The 20151-nt window shown below is 65.3% G+C and carries 22 protein-coding genes; 8 read left to right on the top strand and 14 right to left on the bottom strand.

Features of this window, described 5'->3' with window-relative positions:
• Positions 1-6: 6 nt before the first annotated feature.
• The 4 genes from GA0061099_RS05530 to GA0061099_RS05510 form a co-directional block, all read right to left on the bottom strand.
• On the bottom strand, positions 7-426 hold the full coding sequence (locus GA0061099_RS05530; protein WP_036008979.1) for a hypothetical protein: 420 nt from the start codon (positions 424-426) through the stop codon (positions 7-9).
• A gap of 237 nt (positions 427-663) precedes the next feature.
• The gene (locus GA0061099_RS05520; RefSeq protein ID WP_036024535.1) at positions 664-1449 is read right to left on the bottom strand and encodes a glycosyltransferase family 32 protein; all 786 of its coding nucleotides are present in this window, start codon (positions 1447-1449) and stop codon (positions 664-666) included.
• A 79-nt stretch (positions 1450-1528) separates the two neighbouring features.
• Positions 1529-2134: a 3-isopropylmalate dehydratase small subunit gene (gene leuD / locus GA0061099_RS05515; protein ID WP_057026583.1), complete on the bottom strand. Its 606-nt coding sequence runs from the start codon at positions 2132-2134 to the stop codon at positions 1529-1531.
• Between the two features lie 170 nt (positions 2135-2304).
• Positions 2305-2703: a metallopeptidase family protein gene (locus GA0061099_RS05510; RefSeq protein ID WP_036024544.1), complete on the bottom strand. Its 399-nt coding sequence runs from the start codon at positions 2701-2703 to the stop codon at positions 2305-2307.
• A 157-nt stretch (positions 2704-2860) separates the two neighbouring features.
• On the opposite strand from GA0061099_RS05510, the gene GA0061099_RS05505 reads away from it, so the two are divergent.
• Positions 2861-3136, top strand: coding sequence for a hypothetical protein (locus GA0061099_RS05505; RefSeq protein ID WP_036024546.1), 276 nt, complete (start codon positions 2861-2863; stop codon positions 3134-3136).
• Between the two features lie 474 nt (positions 3137-3610).
• On the top strand, positions 3611-4150 hold the full coding sequence (locus tag GA0061099_RS05495) for a hypothetical protein (protein WP_036024552.1): 540 nt from the start codon (positions 3611-3613) through the stop codon (positions 4148-4150).
• A 224-nt stretch (positions 4151-4374) separates the two neighbouring features.
• Here the strand turns inward: GA0061099_RS05495 and leuC are convergent, their stop codons facing one another.
• The 6 genes from leuC to ffh form a co-directional block, all read right to left on the bottom strand.
• Positions 4375-5781, bottom strand: a complete 1407-nt coding sequence (gene leuC / locus GA0061099_RS05490; protein ID WP_036024581.1) for a 3-isopropylmalate dehydratase large subunit — start codon at positions 5779-5781, stop codon at positions 4375-4377.
• A 408-nt stretch (positions 5782-6189) separates the two neighbouring features.
• Positions 6190-6570, bottom strand: a complete 381-nt coding sequence (gene rplS, locus GA0061099_RS05485; RefSeq protein WP_036008895.1) for a 50S ribosomal protein L19 — start codon at positions 6568-6570, stop codon at positions 6190-6192.
• A gap of 110 nt (positions 6571-6680) precedes the next feature.
• Positions 6681-7436 carry a tRNA (guanosine(37)-N1)-methyltransferase TrmD gene (trmD, locus tag GA0061099_RS05480; RefSeq protein WP_036024554.1) on the bottom strand — a complete coding sequence of 252 codons (756 nt, stop codon included), beginning with the start codon at positions 7434-7436 and terminating at the stop codon, positions 6681-6683.
• Positions 7437-7551: 115 nt separating this feature from the next.
• Complete coding sequence (gene rimM / locus GA0061099_RS05475) at positions 7552-8109, bottom strand: ribosome maturation factor RimM (protein WP_036024556.1); 558 nt, start codon at positions 8107-8109, stop codon at positions 7552-7554.
• Between the two features lie 9 nt (positions 8110-8118).
• A complete protein-coding gene (gene rpsP, locus GA0061099_RS05470; protein WP_025032875.1) occupies positions 8119-8451 on the bottom strand; it encodes a 30S ribosomal protein S16 in 333 nt (110 codons plus the stop codon).
• A 100-nt stretch (positions 8452-8551) separates the two neighbouring features.
• Positions 8552-10102, bottom strand: coding sequence for a signal recognition particle protein (gene ffh, locus GA0061099_RS05465; protein WP_036024559.1), 1551 nt, complete (start codon positions 10100-10102; stop codon positions 8552-8554).
• Positions 10103-10555: 453 nt separating this feature from the next.
• Here ffh and GA0061099_RS05460 point away from each other — a divergent pair, with 453 nt between their 5' ends.
• On the top strand, positions 10556-11620 hold the full coding sequence (locus GA0061099_RS05460) for an MBL fold metallo-hydrolase (protein WP_036024561.1): 1065 nt from the start codon (positions 10556-10558) through the stop codon (positions 11618-11620).
• 176 nt (positions 11621-11796) lie between these two features.
• On the top strand, positions 11797-12207 hold the full coding sequence (locus tag GA0061099_RS05455; RefSeq protein WP_225113772.1) for a hypothetical protein: 411 nt from the start codon (positions 11797-11799) through the stop codon (positions 12205-12207).
• An 89-nt stretch (positions 12208-12296) separates the two neighbouring features.
• Here GA0061099_RS05455 and GA0061099_RS05450 read toward each other — a convergent pair whose 3' ends face one another.
• Positions 12297-13001 (bottom strand): SIMPL domain-containing protein, encoded by a 705-nt coding sequence (locus GA0061099_RS05450; protein ID WP_036024562.1) that lies wholly within the window; start codon positions 12999-13001, stop codon positions 12297-12299.
• Between the two features lie 5 nt (positions 13002-13006).
• Positions 13007-13765, bottom strand: coding sequence for a GyrI-like domain-containing protein (locus GA0061099_RS05445; RefSeq protein ID WP_036024564.1), 759 nt, complete (start codon positions 13763-13765; stop codon positions 13007-13009).
• A gap of 245 nt (positions 13766-14010) precedes the next feature.
• Here GA0061099_RS05445 and dapF point away from each other — a divergent pair, with 245 nt between their 5' ends.
• Together dapF and mtaB are read left to right on the top strand one after the other, a co-directional pair.
• Positions 14011-14886, top strand: coding sequence for a diaminopimelate epimerase (gene dapF, locus GA0061099_RS05440; protein ID WP_036024567.1), 876 nt, complete (start codon positions 14011-14013; stop codon positions 14884-14886).
• Complete coding sequence (gene mtaB / locus GA0061099_RS05435; protein WP_036024569.1) at positions 14886-16139, top strand: tRNA (N(6)-L-threonylcarbamoyladenosine(37)-C(2))-methylthiotransferase MtaB; 1254 nt, start codon at positions 14886-14888, stop codon at positions 16137-16139. Before dapF ends, mtaB begins: the two co-directional genes overlap by 1 nt.
• Positions 16140-16307: 168 nt before the next feature.
• Here the strand turns inward: mtaB and GA0061099_RS05430 are convergent, their stop codons facing one another.
• Entirely contained in the window at positions 16308-17417 is a 1110-nt protein-coding gene (locus GA0061099_RS05430; RefSeq protein WP_036024572.1) for a DUF2336 domain-containing protein, read from the bottom strand.
• 254 nt (positions 17418-17671) lie between these two features.
• Complete coding sequence (locus tag GA0061099_RS05425) at positions 17672-18373, bottom strand: RluA family pseudouridine synthase (RefSeq protein WP_036024574.1); 702 nt, start codon at positions 18371-18373, stop codon at positions 17672-17674.
• 57 nt (positions 18374-18430) lie between these two features.
• On the opposite strand from GA0061099_RS05425, the gene ftsY reads away from it, so the two are divergent.
• Together ftsY and GA0061099_RS05415 are read left to right on the top strand one after the other, a co-directional pair.
• Positions 18431-19375, top strand: coding sequence for a signal recognition particle-docking protein FtsY (gene ftsY, locus GA0061099_RS05420; protein WP_036008849.1), 945 nt, complete (start codon positions 18431-18433; stop codon positions 19373-19375).
• A gap of 122 nt (positions 19376-19497) precedes the next feature.
• Positions 19498-20100 carry a septation protein A gene (locus GA0061099_RS05415; protein ID WP_036008846.1) on the top strand — a complete coding sequence of 201 codons (603 nt, stop codon included), beginning with the start codon at positions 19498-19500 and terminating at the stop codon, positions 20098-20100.
• The last annotated feature ends 51 nt before the right edge of the window (positions 20101-20151 follow it).

Raw genomic sequence — 20151 nt, 5'->3', positions numbered from 1 at the left:
AATGCCTCACCGCGGCACGAGGTCGGCACGCTCGAGCGTCTCCAGGGTCGAGGCGTTGGCGCAATAGCCGTGGTAATTCTCCGCGGCGGTGCCCTCAGTGAGATCGCGGTCGCACTGTCCCTTGTGATTGCAGAGCGAGCAGACCCGCTCGAGGTCGCGGAGCAGCAGCGGCTGCGCGCGGCCGAGCGCCTCACTGCTGATGCCGAGCTGTTCGAGCATCTTCGGCAGCTCGTCGGCGGCGTGCCGGCCATGACGGACCAGTTCCTCCAGATCGTCCGGCGCGATCCTGAGATCATTGGCGATCCGGTCGAAATCGGCGCGGTCGAGCTGCCGCATTTCGTTGATCTCGCGGCGGTGCTTCACCCAGTTCGCGAAGGACTCGATGAGATCCTGGACGATGGGGTAGGGCCTGGTTGCGGTGCTCATGGAAAGCTCCATTCGGACGGTCGGAATTGGAGCGAGATAAGCACAATGATGCAGAAGCGCGTTGCGCTGGATCAAACAGGAAAGAGCGGGGTTGCCAACCTCTCCCGCTTGCGGGAGAGGTCGCGCCGAAGGCGCGGGTGAGGGCTCTTTCCTCTGGGGGATTGTCCCATTGCGGAGATACCCTCTCCCCGACCCTCTCCCGCAAGCGGGAGAGGGAGCGCACCTCCTGCGCAGCAGCTACCTGAACCGCTCCGCCGCCCAGGCATACAGGCTGCCGGGAATCGGCTTCTCGCCGCCGCGTCCCTTCGGCGAGATGTGCAGGCCGATGATGGCGGGGTCGGTGACCAGGCCAAGATAGCTCGAGGGATCGAAGAACAGCTTTGGCTCGGCATGCACGGCATAGAACGATTGCTTCGGCAATGCGTTCTGCAGCTCGCCGGTGCGGCGCGCGAGCGCGGTGAGTGCCGCGGGCCCGTAGATCGCGACGCGAACATCCGAGAGCCGGTTCGAGCCGCCGCGCAAACGGCGCATCATGAAGGTGATGCGATGGCGCAGCGACAGCCAGTTCGGCGTCAGCTCCTCCTGCTCCATCAGCTCCGCGAAGGCGGCAACGATGCCGTGCGCGGGCGGCAGATAGAGCACGGAATTGCCGAGCTGGCGCGGCCGCTCCCAGGCGAAGTACGGCTTGGCCGGATCGATCTCGACCGGCCTCAACAGCAGCACGTCGGCATCCAGCCAGAGGCCGAGGCCCTTCGCCATCAGCTTCATGCGGAAGAAGTCGCTGAACTGCAGAATGGTCCAGTCGCGCCAGCTGCCGTCCGGCTGCGGCGGGCGCAGGCGTTCGGAGAACGCATGCGGCAGGATCGCCTCGGCCTCGGCATTCGCGACGCCGGCCGGCAATCCGGGAATAGTGTCGAAGCTGTAGACCGTGACCTTGTGGCCGGCAGCCAATTGCGAGCGCAGACAGGTCTGGCGCAGCGCGTCCATCGGGCCATGCCAGAAGGTGACGATCTCGGGCAGCATGGGCAAATCTATACGGGACAATCCAGGCAACGAAAAAGCCCCGGCGCTTGCGGCACCGGGGCTCAACAAAAACTTGCGATCAGGCCCAGGCGCGCTCGCGCTTGAGCTTGTCCTCGTAGGAGTCGATCGAGGCCTTCTTCTCCATGGTGAGGCCGATGTCGTCGAGGCCGTTGATCAGGCAGTGCTTGCGGAACGGGTCGATCTCGAACTTGACCTTGCCGCCGTCGGGGCCGCGGATCTCCTGATTCGGCAGGTCGATCGTCAGCGTCGCATTGGCGCCGCGCTCGGCGTCGTCGAACAGCTTGTCGAGGTCCTCTTGGGTGACGCGGATGGGCAGAATGCCGTTCTTGAAGCAATTGTTGTAGAAGATGTCGCCGAACGAGGTCGAGATCACGCAGCGGATGCCGAAGTCGAGCAGCGCCCAGGGCGCGTGCTCGCGGCTCGAGCCGCAGCCGAAATTGTCGCCGGCGACCAGCACCTTCGCGTTGCGATAGGCCGGCTGGTTGAGCACGAAGTCCGGATTCTCGCTGCCGTCGTCCTTGTAGCGCTGCTCGGAGAAGAGCCCCTTGCCAAGGCCGGTGCGCTTGATGGTCTTGAGGTACTGCTTCGGAATGATCATGTCGGTGTCGACATTGATGATCTTCAGCGGCGCCGCGACGCCTTCCAGCGTGGTGAACTTGTCCATGGTTGCGCTTTCCCGCACGTGGTTCAGGGAACCGGCTATTTATCGCGATCGGGCCGGAAATCCTAGGCCGAATTCGGCAGGGCTAGTCTGCCGTAGGGGGTTTGAAGCCGAACTGGCGCGGCATCGGGATTTCACCTCTCCCCGGTGGGGAGAGGTGGACCGAGAGCGTCCTACTCCGCCTTAGCCTCAATCGCGGCCATATCGTCGTCCGACAGACCAAAATGGTGGCCGATCTCGTGGATCAGGACATGGCGGACGATGTGGCCGAGACTTTCGTCGTGCTCGGCCCAATAATCCAGGATCGGGCGGCGGTAGAGCCAGACCATGTTGGGCAGCCGTGCCACGTCGCCAGAGCTCTGCTGGGGCAGGCCGACGCCCTGGAACAGGCCGAGCAGGTCGAACTCGCTCTCGCATTCCATCTCGTCCAGGACCTCCTCGGTCGGGAAGTCCTCGACGCGGACGATCACGCCCTCGCAAAGCTTGCGAAATTCCGCCGGCAGGCGCTCGAACACGTCGTGAGCCATCGCTTCCATTTCGGCCAGCGAAGGGGCTTTCAATTCCGTCCACATGAGCACCTCTTAGCGCGGGTTTCCCGCTGATGCATCTGGCTTTATAAGCGCGGCGAGGTTGACGGGCGCCGCCAAAACGGGGAGCGTGGGGCGATCGATGGGACGGTTCAGGGTGGGCGGAAAAATGCGAGCGAAAACAGCGCTGACTCTACTGTGCATGGGGTTGTTTTCGCAGTCTTGCGTCGGCGCCGAGGCGCAGGCCGCCAGTTCCGAAATCCGGATGGCCCAACTGGTCTCGCCGGACGATGTCCCCCCGCCGCGCAAGCGGCCGCGCCTGCGCATCACGCCCTATTACAGCCCGGACGGCGTCTATCCCCGCTACAATCCCGGCCCCGACGCGGTCCGGGTCTGCAATGCCACCTATGTGCAGGAGTACCGGCCAAGCGGCACGGTGATCGTGCCGCGCGTGAGCTGCTACTGGCGCCGGGGCTGACTTCGCGGCGACCTCGTGAGGGTGTGATGGCGAGATGGATCGCATGGGCCTTTGCCGTCGCGCTGGCCACTGGGCTGCCTCGCGCGTCCGCCGCGCCAAGGGCGACGGTCCCGGAGGCGTCTGCGGGGATTGCGGTTTTCGATGTACGACGACACGCGCGGACCTATGACATGGCGCGGCCTGCCGTACGCCGCGATCCGCGCTACTACGCGCGCCCTGTCTACTATCGTCCCTATCCCTACGGCGTGCCGGCACCGTTTGTGTTCACCTACGGCCCCTTCTGGTAAGGCGCCGCTTTGGCGGCCGGCTTTGCGATCGCGCGAGGCACGGCGTCGCATCGCGGCGCCGCGGGTCGTTCATTCATGGCGCGTTCACATCGCTGTCCGCAACTTGATCCCGGCAGCGACCGCAATTGAACGGCCATGGCGCGGCCGAGACGTCGCAGCTCTGCTGTCCGGATTCAGGGAGGATTCCATGCTGAGGATGTTTGGCCGCCGGGCTGTCCCGATGCGCCTGCTCGGGCTTGCGGCCGCCGCGACGCTGATGCTGTCGGCCGGCAGCACGCGTCGTGCTGAAGCGCTCACCTTGATCAATCCGGCGACGTCGCCGATGACGAAGGCCGCGACCGACGATCTCGTCACGCAGGTTCGCCGTGGCGGGCACGGTGGACATGGCGGCGGGCATTTTCACGGCGGCGGTTTTCGCGGCGGCGGCGGGCATATCGGCCGCGGTTTCCACAGCGGTGGCGTCCGCGCCGCGCCGGCCTTTCACCACAGACATGTCGGCATCCATCGCCATGGCGGCTTTCGCCACGGCGGATATGGCGGGGTCCACCGGCACTGGGGCCATCACCGCCCCCATTTCCGGCATCGTCACTTCTACCGGCCCTATTATGTCGGCGGCTACTATCCTTCCTACTCTTATCCGCGCCGCTGCCGGATCATCTGGACCTATTACGGCCCGCGCCGCGTCTGCCACTGGCCGCGGTGGCACTATCCGTACCGCTATTGGTGACGTGAGTGGATTGCTGGCTCTGCATTCGTCATGGCCGGGCATAGCCGTCCGAAGGACGGCGTCGCTTCCGCTCGCCTATGTCCCGGCCATCCACGTTCTTGGGGCTTGTGCAGAGAGTTCGTGGATGCCCGGGACGAGCCCGGGCATGACGGAGAGACTGGTTAGAGCCAATCCTTCAGCTTCCACGACGAAGCTTTCCACCGCATCAGATTGCAGGGACCAGCTTAGCGCCAGTCCCTGACGTCGACGAAGTGGCCCGCGATCGCCGCCGCTGCCGCCATCGCCGGCGACACCAGATGGGTGCGGCCCTTAAAACCCTGGCGGCCTTCGAAATTGCGGTTCGAGGTCGAGGCGCAGCGCTCTTCCGGCTTCAGCTTGTCCGGGTTCATGGCAAGGCACATCGAGCAGCCCGGCTCGCGCCATTCGAAGCCGGCCTTGATGAAGATCTTGTCCAGACCCTCGGCTTCGGCTTGCTCCTTCACGATGCCGGAGCCCGGCACGACCATGGCATTGACGTTCGCCGACACGGTCTTGCCTTCGGCGATCTTCGCCGCGGCCCGCAGGTCCTCGATGCGGCCGTTGGTGCAGGAGCCGATGAAGACGCGGTCGAGCTTGATGTCGGTGATCTTCGTGCCCGCCGTCAGGCCCATATATTTCAGCGCGCGATGCTTGGAGATGCGCTTGGCCTCGTCCGCGATCTTATCAGGATCGGGCACGATACCGGTGACAGAAATCACGTCTTCAGGCGAGGTGCCCCAAGTCACGATCGGCGGCAGCTTTGCGGCATCGAGGCGCAGCTCGTGGTCGAAATGCGCGCCGTCATCGGAGCGCAACTTCTCCCAGTAGCGCATCGCCGCGTCCCAGGCCGCGCCCTTCGGAGCCTTCGGACGATCACGCAGGAAGTCGAACGCCTTCTGGTCGGGCGCGACCAGGCCAGCGCGCGCGCCGCCTTCGATCGACATGTTGCAGACCGTCATGCGGCCTTCCATCGAGAGCGCGCGGATCGCTTCGCCGGCATATTCCAGCACGTAGCCGGTGCCGCCGGCGGTGCCGATCTCGCCGATGATGGCCAGGATGATGTCCTTGCCCGTCACGCCATCCGGCAATTTGCCGTCGACAGTGACGCGCATGTTCTTGGCCTTCTTCTGGATCAGCGTCTGCGTCGCCAGCACGTGCTCGACCTCGGACGTGCCGATGCCGTGGGCGAGCGCGCCGAACGCGCCATGCGTCGAGGTGTGGCTGTCACCGCAGACGATGGTGGTGCCGGGCAGCGTAAAGCCCTGCTCGGGGCCGATGACGTGGACGATGCCCTGGCGCTTGTCGAACTCGTTGTAATATTCGATGCCGAACTCCTTGGCGTTTTCGGCCAGCGCCTTGATCTGCTCGATGCTTTCGGGGTCGGGATTCGGCTTGGTGCGGTCGGTGGTCGGCACGTTGTGGTCGACGACCGCGAGCGTCTTCTCGGGCGCATGGACCTTGCGCCCCGTGGCGCGCAGGCCTTCGAACGCCTGCGGCGAGGTCACCTCGTGCACCAGATGGCGGTCGATGTAGAGCAGGCAGGTGCCGTCCTCGGCTTCGTGCACCAGATGGTCGTTCCAGATCTTGTCGTACAGGGTGGTCGGCTTGGACATGAGCTCGAGCTCCAAAGAATGTGTGTCAGCGATGAGCGCGGCAGAGCGCGCGGGCAACAAAATCGTCAGCGCAGCCTTCAGGCTGCGCGGCTAAGCTCTGACGTTGCCGAGGTCGCGAAGCGTCCGAAGAACCGGCCAGGCAGCCGCGAGCGATCGTCGATGACGATGCGCTGGATGGGGGCGAAGCTGGTCAGATCTGGAAACATTCTAGAAGTTATATAGCACGCGGAAGCTAAAGCGCGAGAGCTTCAGCTCGTCATTGCGAGCGGAGCGAAGCAATCCAGAAATGCATCCGCGGAGACAGTCTAGATTACTCGTCGCAAGAGCTCCTCGCAATGACAGCAGAGCCAACAAAAAAGCGCGGAGCCGAGCCCCGCGCTTTCGAAAGACCTGCCTGGTGGCGAAAGCTTACTCGCCGACGGCAGCAGCGCGGTCCTGCTTCTCGACGATGCGGGCCGACTTGCCGCGAAGATTGCGGAGATAATAGAGCTTGGCGCGACGCACCTTGCCGCGGCGCACCACCTTGATCGAGTCGATCATCGGGGAGAGCAGCGGGAACACGCGCTCGACGCCCTCGCCATAGGAGATCTTGCGCACGGTGAAGCTCTCGTTGAGGCCACCGCCGGAACGGCCGATGCAGACGCCCTCATAGGCCTGCACGCGGGTGCGGTCGCCTTCGACGACCTTCACGTTGACGATCACGGTGTCGCCGGGGGCGAATTCCGGGATGTCCTTGCCGGCCGACAGCTTGTCGAATTGCTCCTGCTCGAGCTGCTTGATCAGGTTCATGGGTAAATCTCCATCGGCGCGCCCAGCCCTGGAAACGGGGGGCTGCGCAAAATTCGTCTATCCAGCCATTGCGGATTTGGCCGCTCCTATAAGGCAAGCCGGAGCGTTTGTCACCCGTCTGTCTTGGTTTTTGGCGTTTTTTGGCCGCTCCCCCGATTCGCGGCCTTTTCCCACAAATCCGGGCGCCGAGCGGCCGTCAGGGCCTCGGATTCGACCCGCCGCCAGGCGGCCACCTTGGCGTGGTCGCCGGAGGTGAGGACAGCAGGGATCGGAACCCCCTCGAACAGCTGCGGGCGGGTGTATTGGGGGTACTCCAGCAGGCCGTCCGAAAAGCTTTCCTCGGTTCCGGAGGCTTCCTTGCCCATCACCCCCGGCAGCAGCCGGACGCAGGCGTCGATCAGGGCTAAAGCTGCGATTTCGCCCCCGGACAGCACGTAATCGCCGATCGAGACCTCCTCCAGGCCGCGCGCGTCGATCACCCGCTGGTCGATCCCCTCGAAGCGCCCGCAGACGATCAGGGGGCCGGGGCCTTCGGCGAGCTCGACCACCCGGGCCTGGGTCAATGGCCGACCCCGGGGGCTCATGAGCAGGCGGGGACGCGCTTTTGACGGGTCTTGCCCGATCTCGGCGGCATCGATCGCGGCGGCCAGTACATCTGCCCGCAGCACCATGCCCGGCCCGCCGCCGGCCGGGGTGTCGTCGACGCTGCGGTGGCGGTCGGTCGCGGAGGCCCGGATGTCGCGCGCCTCGATCTGCCAGAGCCCGGACGCGAGCGCCCGGCCGGCGAGGCTCACGCCGAGCGGCCCCGGAAACATCTCCGGAAACAGCGTCAGCACGGTCGCGCGCCAGGGTGAGGGATTGGTCATTGCATCCTAGTCTCGTCGTCCCGGCGCGCGAAGCGCGAGCCCGGGACCCATAACCACCGCAGCCCGTTTTGCGATGGCTGGAGCGATCAGCTTAGCGAAAAATTCCGGCCTGTGGTCATGGGTCCCGGCCTTCGCCGGGACGACTCGCGGAAGAAGCTTCGTCACGATCCTCCCCCTCGATCTCCTGCGGCAACGCGATCACGACGCGGCCGCCTTTGAGGTCGACTTCCGGCACCACCGCGTTGGAGAACGGCAGCAGCATCGTCGGGCCCTTGGGCGGCGCGATCTCGATGATGTCGCCGGCGCCGAAATTATGGATCGCGAGCACGCGACCGAGCGCATCGCCATCAGTTGTGATCGCGGCAAGCCCGATCAGATCGGTGTGGTAATATTCGTCCTCGTCCGTCGCGGGCAGTTTTTCGCGCGGGACATAGAGCTCGATGCCGTTGAGGCGCTCGGCCTCATCGCGGGTCGCGACACCCTTGAATGTCGCGACCAGATGATCTTTGGCCTCGCGCACCTGCGCGATTTCGAACTGGCGCCTGCCGTCTTTGGTCGACAGCGGACCGTAGCGGCGGACGGCGAAGGGATCCTCGGTGAAGGTCCACAGCTTGACCGCACCGCGCACACCATGCGCGGCGCCGATCCGCGCGACGCAGACCAGCGCCGACATGATCCGGCCTTACGCCTTGGCGGCGGCTTCGGCCTGCGCCTTGCGCTCCTTGCGCGGCACGGCCTTCTCAGGGTTGTTGCGCGCTTCGCGCTTCTTGACGCCGGCGGCATCGAGGAAACGCGCGACGCGGTCCGACGGCTGCGCGCCCTTGGCGAGCCAGGCCTTCACCTTGTCCATGTCGAGCTTGAGGCGGGTCTCGTTGTCCTTCGGCAGCAGCGGATTGAAATGGCCGAGACGCTCGATGAAGCGGCCATCGCGCGGAAAACGCGAATCGGCGACGACGACGTGATAGACGGGACGCTTCTTGGTGCCTGCACGGGCGAGGCGGATAACGACGGACATTCAGTTCTCCTTGAAAGTGTGGTTTGCAAAGTACGTTTTGTTCGGTTGATTGGTATTTCCGCGCCGCGCGAGATGCTGATGATCCCGTGCGACGAATTCCTCATTTCTTCTTGCCGGGAAAGCCGCCCAGACCCGGAAGGGTCGGCTTGCCGCTGAGACCCGTAAGTCCCGGCAAATTCGGTAGGCCCGAGCGAAGACCAGGCGGCAGATCCTTCGGCAGATTCGGCAGGCCTTGTCCGCCGCCCGCGCCTTGCATCTTCTCCTGCAGCGCCTTCATCTCTTCGGGCGAGGGCATCTTCATGCCGCCGCCGAAGCCCATCGCCTGCGCGATGCCGGCGAGCGGGCCGCGCTTGCCCGATCCCATGGCCTTCATCACGTCGGCCATGTTCCGGTGCATCTTCAGCAGCTTGTTGACGTGCTCGACGCTCTGGCCGCTGCCGGCCGCGATGCGCTTCTTGCGGCTGGCCTTCAAGAGGTCCGGATGACGCCGCTCCTCGCGCGTCATGGAATCGATGATTGCGACCTGACGCTTCAGGATCTTGTCGTCGATGCCGGCGGCCGCGATCTGGTTCTTCATCTTGGAGATGCCGGGCATCATGCCCATCAGCCCGCTGATGCCGCCCATGTTGGCCATCTGCAGCAGCTGCTCGCGCATGTCGTTGAGGTCGAACTGACCCTTGCGCATGCGCTCGGCGGTGCGTGCGGCCTTCTCGGCGTCGATATTGGCGGCGGCGCGCTCGACCAGCGACACCACGTCGCCCATGCCGAGGATGCGGCCGGCGATACGATCCGGGTGGAAGTCTTCTAGCGCGTCGGTCTTTTCGCCGGTGCCGATCAGCTTGATCGGCTTGCCGGTGACGGCGCGCATCGACAGCGCGGCGCCGCCGCGGCCGTCGCCGTCAACGCGTGTGAGCACGATGCCGGTGAGGCCGACGCGCTGATCGAACGAGCGCGCCAGGTTCACGGCGTCCTGGCCGGTGAGCGAATCCGCAACCAGCAGCACTTCATGCGGATTGGCCGCGGCTTTGATCGCGGCCGCCTCTGCCATCATCTCTTCGTCGAGCGTGGTGCGGCCGGCGGTGTCGAGCAGCACGATGTCGTAGCCGCCGAGCTTGCCGGCTTCCAGCGCGCGTTTGGCGATCTGCGGCGGCTGCTGGCCGGCAACGATTGGCAAAGTGGGAATGTCGAGGTCGCGGCCGAGCACGGCGAGCTGCTCCATCGCCGCCGGGCGGTAGACGTCGAGCGAGGCCATCAGCACCTTGCGCTTGTCGCGCTGGACCAGGCGGCGGGCGAGCTTTGCGGTGGTGGTGGTCTTACCGGAGCCCTGCAGGCCGACCATCATGATCGGCACCGGCGGCACCGAATTGACGTCGATGGTCTGGCCTTCGGCGCCCAGCGTGTTGACCAGCTCGTCATGGACGATCTTGACCACCATCTGGCCGGGCGTGACCGACTTGACGACGGTGGCGCCGATCGCCTGCTCGCGCACGCGCTCGGTGAAGCTGCGCACGACTTCCAGCGCGACGTCGGCCTCCAGCAGCGCGCGGCGCACCTCGCGCATCGCGGCGTCGACGTCCTTTTCGGTCAGCGCACCGCGCCCCGTCAGACGATCGAGAATGCCACCAAGCCGTTCCGACAGATTGTCGAACAATGCCGTTGTCCTGTTGCTGTCTTCCCGATGGGAAGAGCGCTCCGTAACTCACCGCTGTCATGCCCCGCGAAGGCGGGGCATCCAGTACGCCGCAGCACCTCAGTTCAAGCCGAGCCGCCTCTGGGATACTGGATCGCCCGATCAAGTCGGGCGATGACACCTTCCTGGATAAGCATCTTCCAAACACCTTTGCGCCCGAGGGCGCACAGCGCTGTCGGGCGTTGACCTCCGGCCTCGAGGCCGGTCGGCGGGTCGAAAAGAAAGCCTTTCCGAGAAAGTGGCCGGGTTAAACGCCGCTCCCGCTCAAATGTCAAGGAAACTTAGGGTGTCGGCCCGCCCTCGGTAAGCCAAGGTTTTGAAAACGTGATCCTTTTGTCGCAGGTTCCTTTTCCGCCAGCCCCGCCCATATAGGCGGTGATGTCTTACCCCTCCAACCATCCCTAGAAGCCCGCCGTGCCGATCACCCGCCGCCGCCTTTTCGGACTATTCGCCGGAACCGGTGCGCTGGTCGGCGTCCCCTCCCTCTGGATGTCCAGCATGAAAACCTATGACGGCCCCGCCTCCGATCATTTCGACGGCCTGACCTTCTTCGATCCGGACGGGGCGCCGCCGAAATCGCTGCGCGAGGTGCTGCGCTGGCAGCTCGGCGGCAAGCGGCAGCGGGCGACTTGGCCGGATTGGGCGCCCAGTCCCCATGCCGACACCCCGCCGGCGCGCGTTGACGGCGACAAGGTGCGGCTCTCCTTCGTCGGTCATGCCAGCTGGCTGATCCAGGCCGGCGGCCTCAACATCCTGGTCGATCCGGTCTGGTCGGAGCGGGTCTCGCCGGTCGCCTTCGCCGGGCCGAAGCGGCACAACGACCCCGGCATCGCCTTCGAGAAGCTGCCGAAGATCGACGTCGTGCTGGTCTCGCACGGCCATTACGACCATCTCGACATCGCGACGCTGTCGCGGCTCACCAAGAATTTCGCCCCGCGCGTCGTCACCCCGCTCGGCAACGACGTCACCATGCGCAGCTGGGATTCCACGATCAAGGTGGAAGCGTTCGACTGGCACGACCGCGTCGAGCTCGGCGAAGGCGTCGCGGTGCATCTGGTGCCGACAAGGCACTGGACCGCGCGCGGCCTGTTCGACCGCAACAAGGCGCTGTGGGCGAGCTTTGTCCTGGAGACGCCGGCCGGGAAGATCTACGTGGTCTGCGATTCCGGCTACGGCGATGGCCGCCATTTCCGCCGCGTCGCCGAGAAGCACGGCAAGCTGCGCCTGGCGATCCTCCCGATCGGCGCCTACGAGCCGCGCTGGTTCATGCGCGACCAGCACATGAACCCGGAAGATGCGGTGAAGGCGCTGGCCGATTGCGGCGCGGAAGCCGCGCTCGGGCATCACCACGGCACGTTCCAGCTGACCGACGAAGCGATCGACGCGCCGGCGACAGCGCTGGTCGAGGCGCTGGATGCCGCGAAGATTCCGCAGGAAAGATTCGTGGCGATGCTGCCGGGGCAGGTGGTGGAGATTTAGGTGGTGTATCCATAAACCCGGCGGCTTGATGCGACGAAAGCAATGTCCGCTTTGCTCCCATTGCGGCAGGTGCGTGCGGTTCTGCGCCGTTGAACCAGAAAGCCCATGACGCAACAAAGCACCATGGATTTCTTTTGGTCGGAAGACCTTTATTAATCGATGGATGGAGCCGGCCTGTGGGATTTTTGCTGAGAATTGTGCTTGCAACCGCTCTCGTGAACCTTGCTCCGGCCGCCGCCCAGGCGAGGAACGCCGTCGCTTCTCCTGCCTTGCAGAAGGAATTCGATGGCTTCATCGAGAAGTTTCGCGCGGCGCTGAAGGCAAACGATTCCGCCGCCGTCGCCGGTATGACACGGTTGCCGTTCATGAACGACAACGCAATTCGCGACGCCGCGCAATTTGGCGCCAAGACCTATCGGACCTCGTTCACGGCGAAAAATCGCGCGTGTATCCAGCGCGGCAAGGCCGTCTACGATCGCGATGACTATAAGAACGACAGTTACTTCGTCTTTTGCGGCGAGCTCATCTTCGTCTTTACCAAGACGCCGACGGGGTTTCTTTTTACTGATATCAGCGTGAATGATTGATCGGGCAACAATGCCATCCCCTGCCGCCGGACGTATGATCGGGTCGCCGGCCCATTGGTGTTGCGGCGATGCGCCTCTTACGAAAGCGGCTACTGCCCCGGCTTGATCGCCCAGCTCACATTCACCGTCACCGTCAGCGTCTCTTCGCCCGGCGCAACTGCGGCCTGCGGGGCTGCGGCCATCCGTTCGGCCATGCGGCCCTTGAACAGCGGCACCGGGCCGCCGCCCTCGGTGACGCTGAGCGGCGCGCCCAGCGTCACACCGGCAGCCTTCGCGTAAATCTCCGCCTTGCGCCGCGCATCGGCAACGGCCTGCTCGCGCGCATCATCGAGCAGCTTTGACGCCTGCGTCACCTCGAACGAGATATTGCCGATGTCGTTGGCGCCGGCGCTGACCAGCGTGTCGATGATGCCGGCCACCTTGGTCACGTCGCGGATCTTGACGGTGACGCGGTTGCTGGCGCGGAAGCCGACCACCGGCGAGGCGCCGGTGGATTTGTTCTGGCCGTATTGCGGCTGCAGCGACAGCCGCGAGGTCTGGTAGTCCTTCTCGGCGATCCCGGCGCCCTTCAGCGCCAGCAGCACCTTGCCCATCGCGGCATTGTTGGCATCGGAGGCCTCTTTCGCCGTCTTGGCGTCGTTGGCGACGCCTGCATCGATTTGCGCGAGATCGGGCGCCGCGGATACGGAGGCTTCGCCGCTCACCGAGATCGCGGAGGGAAAATCCTCGGCGCGCGCGGGCGCGGCGAGCAGCGTGGTGGCGAGGACGGCGGCAAGTAGGGCAGGCTTTTTCATCAGTCTCACTTCAGTGGCACGAAAACATTGATCACGAGCTTGTCCTCGGACGTCTTTAGGGGATCGGTGAGGTACTCCTCGATGAAGGTGTCCTTGGCTTCCAGCCTCTTGTCGTCGAGATGATTGGTGATCGCCTCATACGTATTGTCCATGTTGTCGTAGGAGCCGCGATGGACGAATTTCAGCGCCTTGCCTTCAGGCGATTTGCCGATGCTCATGTCCTTGGACAGGTTCTTCGGGTCCTGATCGACCGGGATCTGGGCAAGAAAGGTGAAGCCGGTATCGTCCGTCGAGGTGTAGACGATCATCGAATTGCCCGATGGCTTGATGCCCTGCTTGTCGAGCAGCGTGTTCAACGCCTTGAAGGCGTCGATCAGCGTGTCGAAGGCGGAGTCCCAATTGGCGGTGCCCTTGACCATCACGACCTTCTTCGGCTCGAGCGTGGTCTCGAGGCCAAAGGGATCGGCGGTCTGAACCGGGGCGGGGGTCGCGGCGGCGGCCGGGGGCGGGCTGGGCGAGGCGCTGGCGGCGGGCGGTGGCGAGGCTGCAGGAGCGGGTGAGGCGCTCGCCGCAGGCGAGGGGGAGGCCGCGGGGGCGGGCGAGGCACTTGCAGCCGGGGCGGGCGCAGCCGACGGGGCCGGCGAGGGACTTGCCGATGCGGCCGGCGCCGGGCTCGCGGTCTGCGCCAGAGCGCCTGACAGCCCATGCGACAAGGCCGCAGCCGGGATCAGCGCGGCCAAAGCGAGGCGACGAAAAGTGTTCATTTTATTCTCCCCGAGGCCCGCTTCGTCGGGGCCTCAATTCATCAAGGCCTTACCCACCAAGGCCTTAACCCGTCCGCGCGTCCCGGTTCGCGCGAACCGCGCCGTTCTAACACGCGAGCGCCGAATTCGTCCCATGACAGATGCGTCATGGCAGGCAACTTGCCCGATGTCCCGACCCGGGTGGCAAATCACTGGCCAAGCGGCCGAGGATCGCCATATAAGGCAGGCGAAATTCGGGAATTTTCATGAGCGCGCTGGCCAACCACGCATTTGCCAAGATGAACGGCATCGGCAACGAGATCGTCGTTGTCGACTTGCGCGATTCGGCGGCCAAGGTCACGCCGGACGATGCCCGCGCCGTCGCGTCCGCGAACGGCGGCGTGGCTTACGACCAGCTCATGGTGCTGCAGAGGCCGCGGCTCGACGGCACCGAGGCCTTCATCAGCATCTACAACAATGACGGCTCGGAGGCCGGTGCCTGCGGCAACGGCATGCGCTGCGTCGTGCGCCGCATCTTCGAGAAGACCGGGCAGACCAGTGCGACCTTCGAGACGGCCGCCGGCCTGCTCAATGCCTGGCAGGGTCCGGCGCCCGACCTCTACACAGTGGATATGGGCGCGCCGAAATTCGGCTGGCAGGACATTCCGCTGGCGGAAGAGTTTCGCGACACCCGCTACATCGAATTGCAGATCGGGCCGATCGACAATCCCATTCTGCATTCGCCCTCAGTGGTGAGCATGGGCAATCCGCACGCGGTGTTCTGGGTCGACGACGTCAACGCCTACGATCTCGGCCGCTTCGGTCCGCTCTTGGAAAACCATCCGATCTTTCCCGAGCGCGCCAACATCACGCTGGCCCATATCGTCGATCGCGAGCACATCACGATCCGCACCTGGGAGCGCGGTGCCGGCCTGACCAAGGCGTGCGGGTCGGCGGCCTGCGCCACGGCGGTCGCCGCCGCGCGGCTGAAGCGCGCCGAGCGCAAGGTCGAGATCACATTGCCCGGCGGCAAGCTCGGCATCGAATGGCGCGAGCGCGACGACCACGTGCTGATGACGGGCACCGCGACCTTCGAATATGAGGGCAGCTTCGATCCGGCGCTGTTCGCGCCGGTCGCCTGATGGCCGTCGACATCGTCACCTTCGGCTGCCGCCTCAACGCCTTCGAGGCCGAGGTGATCCGCAGCAAGGCGGAAGTCGCAGGGCTTTCCGACACCATCGTCATCAACAGCTGCGCCGTCACCAACGAGGCGGTGGCGCAGGCGCGCCAGTCGATCCGCAAGTTGAAGCGCGAGCGCCCCGAGGCGCGCATCGTCGTCACCGGCTGCGCGGCGCAGACGCAGGCTGCGATGTTTGCGGGCATGGCCGAGGTCGATCGCGTCGTCGGCAATGACGACAAGATGCGCGGCGAAGCGTGGCGGGAGACGCGCCACGCTTTCGATCTTGGCGCCAGCGAGAAGATCGCCGTCAGCGACATCATGGCGGTGAAGGAGATGGCGCCGCACCTCGTCGATGGCTATGCGAGCGGCCTGCCGCGCGTCTTCGTGCAGGTGCAGAACGGCTGCGATCATCGCTGCACCTTCTGCATCATCCCGTTCGGCCGCGGCAATTCGCGCTCGGTGCCGATGGGGGCGGCGGTCGAGCAGGTGCGCGCCCTGGTCGAACGCGGCCATGCCGAGATCGTGCTGACCGGCGTCGATCTCACCAGCTATGGTGCGGACCTGCCCGGCGCGCCCAAGCTCGGCATGCTGACCAAGCAGATCCTGCGCCATGTGCCCGAGCTCAAGCGCCTGCGCATCTCCTCGATCGATTCGATCGAGGCCGATGACGACCTGCTCGATGCCATCGCCGACGATTCGCGCCTGATGCCGCATCTGCATCTGTCGCTGCAGTCGGGCGACGACATGATCCTGAAGCGCATGAAGCGGCGGCATTCGCGGCAGGATGCGATTGGCTTCTGCGAGCAGGTGCGCCGCCTGCGCTCCGATGTCGTCTTCGGCGCCGACATCATCGCGGGCTTCCCGACCGAGACCGAGGACATGTTCTCGCGCTCGCTCGATCTCGTCGAGCAATGCGGCCTGACCTTCCTGCACGTCTTCCCTTATTCGCCGCGGCCCGGCACGCCCGCCGCGCGGATGCCGCAGGTGGCGGGGCCGGTCATTAAAGAGCGTGCGAAGCGGCTGCGCGCGGTAGGAGAGGCGGCGCTGCAGCAACGGCTGCAAGCCGAGATCGGCGCCATGCGCGATGTGCTGATCGAGAGCGAGGGGCAGGGCCGCACGGAGCATTATCTGCCGGTGGCGATTGCGGGCGAGCGGGTGGGAAGCATCGTGCGGCTGAAGATTGCTGGCATTGATGGTGAGCGGCTCACGACGTAAGCAGCTGCTCTCTTCCTTCTCCCCTTGTGGGAGAAGGTGGCGCGAAGCGCCGGATGAGGGGTTTGTATCCGCGCAATCGCATTGAGAGGTCATGCGCGGAGAGAGGCCCCTCACCCGTCTCGCCGCTCTCACGGCGAGCCACCCTCTCCCGCAAGGGGAGAGGGAAAACTACGACGCCCTGACCTGCCAGAATCGCAGCGTGCGCTTGGCGTTCTCCGCCGTCATTCTCGCAAAATGCCCCTGTGTCCTCGCGATGTCCGCGGGCGTCATCGCGCCTGTCGCGAAACGGCATTCGAGCACGGCCATGGTGGTCTCCCAGCTGAGCTGTGCGGCCTTGCACGGCACCAGCAGGCCGTCCTCGCGGAGACTCTGCATCAGCGGTCGGATCACCTCGACCGTCGATCCCGACAACGCCGCCAGCGCCGCCACCGTCTCCTCATAGCGCCGCTGTGTGGCGAAGCCGAGCAACGTCGCCTCGTCGAGCTGGCCGGTGGCCTTGAGGCCGGCGATGGCGCGCTTGGCACCTTCGAAATCGCGCGCCGCCGACATTTCGCGTTCGGCGCCGATGGCGACGGCGGCGATCGCGCTCTGGATCTCCTCGAACAGATGCGGCGGGGCGCGCGACAACAGGCGGGTGCGCACGGCGTCCGTCGCCGAGCGCAGCAATTGGCGGCGCAGCTCCGAGGGCAAGTCGACGCGGACGCCGACACTGACTGCGAGCTCCGGGTCGCTTTCGGCCTGGCCGACGATGATGGCGAACCCTTTTCCGGAGACGCGCGCGCCGGGATTGGCCGCAAGCCGCCGGCTGACGCTGGGGTAGCGGCGCGCCAGCAGCGCGTCGGTGACGATCTCCTTCAGCCACCAGCGGCCGGCGACCGCGAGCAGATGCGGCTCGCCCTTAGCTGATGCGATCTTCACCAGCTCGCCGTCGTCGAGGCGCGCGGATTCCTGCAGCACGGGGCCGGCGATGCGGATCTCGTCATTGTTGGCGAGGCGGCGGATCACCGACGGCGGCGCCTGCGCGATCGGCGCCAGCTGCGCGCTGATCTCGGCCAGCGCCACGCGCGCTGCCACATCGGCGATGGCGCGCAGCTCGATGGTGCCGATCAGGCGCTCGAGCACGTCGTCGAACAGCGCGATCTGCTCGTCGTCGAAATTGCCGGCGGAGGAGAGGAACAGCTCGGTGACGCGCCGGGCCGTCGCCAGGCCCTTTTCCGGCGAGCCGATCCGCAGTGCGGATTCGACCTCGTCGATGATCGATAGCCCGGAATTGGTCATCGCGCGCGGCTCGTCCTGAGCGGTTACGGAAGCTTGTTCTAAGCAACCGTTATCATTAGAGGCGAGCGCTGAAGGTTTCGTAAACCATGGCACGGTAGCCGAGCACAGCCGCTTCTCGACCGACCACCGCTCCTCATCCCGAGGAGCCCGCGAAGCGGGCGTCTCGAAGGATGGATACGACCGCGATGCGCCTGCGGGGCCTCTATGGTTCGAGACGGCGCTGACGCGCCTCCTCACCATGAGGGTCTAAGAGGTTACTCCCCGTTCCACCCGCAGGCCCGGAGCTTCTCGTGCATATGCGGCGGGGCCGGCGCCACCACGCGGACCGGCTCCTTGTTCCGGGAGATCGGCACCACGATCTCGCGCGAATGCAGGTGCAGGCGCGGCTCGCCGAAGCGCGGACCGTTGCCGTAGATGTTGTCGCCGAAGATCGGCCAGCCGCTCGCGGCCGCATGCACCCGCAATTGATGGGTCCGGCCGGTCACCGGTTCCATGGCAAGCCAGGTGAAACCGTCGGCCCGGCCCAACACTTTCCAGTTGGTAATCGCCTTCTGCCCTTCCGGATCCGGTTTCTGCCACCAGCCGCGTTCGGCATTGAGCCGGCCGAGCGGCATGTCGATGGTGCCTTCGTCGTCGGCAGGGCCGCCTTCGACCACGGTCCAGTAGGTTTTGCCGATCTTGCCGTGCTTGAACAAAAGGCCCAGCGATGCCGTCGCCTTGCGGTGGCGGCCGAGCACGAGGCAGCCCGAGGTGTCCTTGTCCAGCCGGTGGGCCAGCACCGGCGGTCGCGGCAGGCCGAAACGCAGCGCGTCGAAGCAATCCTCCAGATTGGGGCCACCCTTGGGGCCGCGATGCACCGGCAGGCCGGCCGGCTTGTCGATGACCAGCATCAGGCCGTCGCGATGGAGCACGCGGCCTAAGATCTCATCGGCGGTCAATTGGGGAACATCGAGCAATCGCAGGACTTTCGGTCAAGGCTTTCGTTTACGGGCCGGAACGGCTAACACGCCACTATGAACGATACCACCTCCGAGACCCCCAAGCTGAGCTGGTGGCGCCGCCTGTCCAACGGGCTGAAGCGCACCTCGTCCTCGCTCGGGACCGCGGTCGCCGACCTCGTCACCAAGCGCAAGCTCGACCGCGCCATGCTCGACGACATCGAGGACGTGCTGCTGCGCGCCGACCTCGGCACGTCAGTCGCGGTGCGCATTGCCGATGCCGTCGGCACCGGCCGCTACGACAAGGCGATCTCGGCGGACGAGGTCAAGGACGTCGTCGCCACCGAGGTCGAGAAGGTGCTGTCGCCGGTGGCAAAGCCGCTGGTGATCGATGCGGCAAAAAAGCCGTTCGTCATTCTCGTGGTCGGCGTCAACGGTTCCGGCAAGACCACCACGATCGGCAAGCTGTCGCAGAAATTCGCCTCCGAAGGCCGCAAGGTGATGCTGGCCGCCGGCGACACGTTTCGCGCCGCCGCCATCGAGCAGCTCAAGGTCTGGGGCGAGCGGACGAAGACGCCCGTCATCGCAGGCGCGCAGGGCTCGGATTCCGCAAGCCTCGCCTTCAACGCGCTCACCGCGGCGAAGGAGCAGAATGTTGACGTGCTGCTGATCGACACCGCCGGCCGCTTGCAGAACAAGGCCGAGCTGATGAACGAGCTCGAGAAGGTCGTGCGCGTGATCCGCAAGGTGGATGACACTGCGCCGCATGCCGTGCTGCTGGTGCTGGATGCGACCGTCGGCCAGAATGCGCTGTCGCAGGTCGAGGCCTTCCATCGCACCGCCGGGGTCACCGGCCTCGTGATGACCAAGCTCGACGGCACCGCGCGCGGCGGCATCCTGGTGGCGCTCGCGGAGAAGTTCAAGCTGCCGGTGCACTTCATCGGCGTCGGCGAAGGCGTCGACGATCTCGCGCCCTTCACCGCGCGCGACTTCGCCCGCGCCATCGCCGGAATCGAATAGCGTCATCCTTCGAGACGCCGCTTGCGCGGCTCCTCAGGATGAGGTCGTGCCACACATGAGGTCCTCATCCTGAGGAGACCGCGAAGCGGTCGTCTCGAAGGATGGGAGATACGGAAGAGAGAATGGACAAGACCCAGCCGCATCCGCTGTTCAAGCTCGCGACCGAGCTCGGTCCGCTGCTCGTGTTCTTCTTCGTCAACGCGAAGTTCAATCTGTTCGCGGCGACCGGCGCCTTCATGGTGGCCATCGCGGTCGCGATGGCCGCCTCCTACATCGTGACGCGTCACATCCCGATCATGGCGATCGTCACGGGCGTGATCGTGCTGGTGTTCGGCACGTTGACCCTGGTGCTGCACGACGAGACCTTCATCAAAGTCAAGCCGACCATCATCTACGGCCTGTTCGCCGCGATCCTCGGCGGCGGCCTGCTATTCGGCCGCTCCTTCATCGCCGTCATGTTCGACCAGGTGTTCAACCTGACGCCGCAGGGCTGGCGCATCCTCACCTTGCGTTGGGCGCTGTTCTTCGCCGGAATGGCGGTGCTGAACGAGATCGTCTGGCGCACCCAGAGCACGGATTTCTGGGTGAACTTCAAGGTGTTCGGCGTCACTCCGATCACGATGATCTTCGCCATCGCCCAGATGCCGCTGACCAAGCGCTATCATCTCGCGCCGGTCTCGCTGGAGAGAAGCGAGGCCGAGGCGGGGGATGTGAGCAAGGGTTAGGCGAAGGACAGGCGAAGCGTCGCTCCACATACCGCTGTCATACCCCGGCTT

Source organism: Bradyrhizobium yuanmingense (assembly GCF_900094575.1).
Lineage (GTDB): Bacteria > Pseudomonadota > Alphaproteobacteria > Rhizobiales > Xanthobacteraceae > Bradyrhizobium > Bradyrhizobium yuanmingense.
The sequence above is the reverse complement of the archived record's forward strand: the minus strand, read 5'-3'. Positions and strand labels throughout refer to the sequence as shown.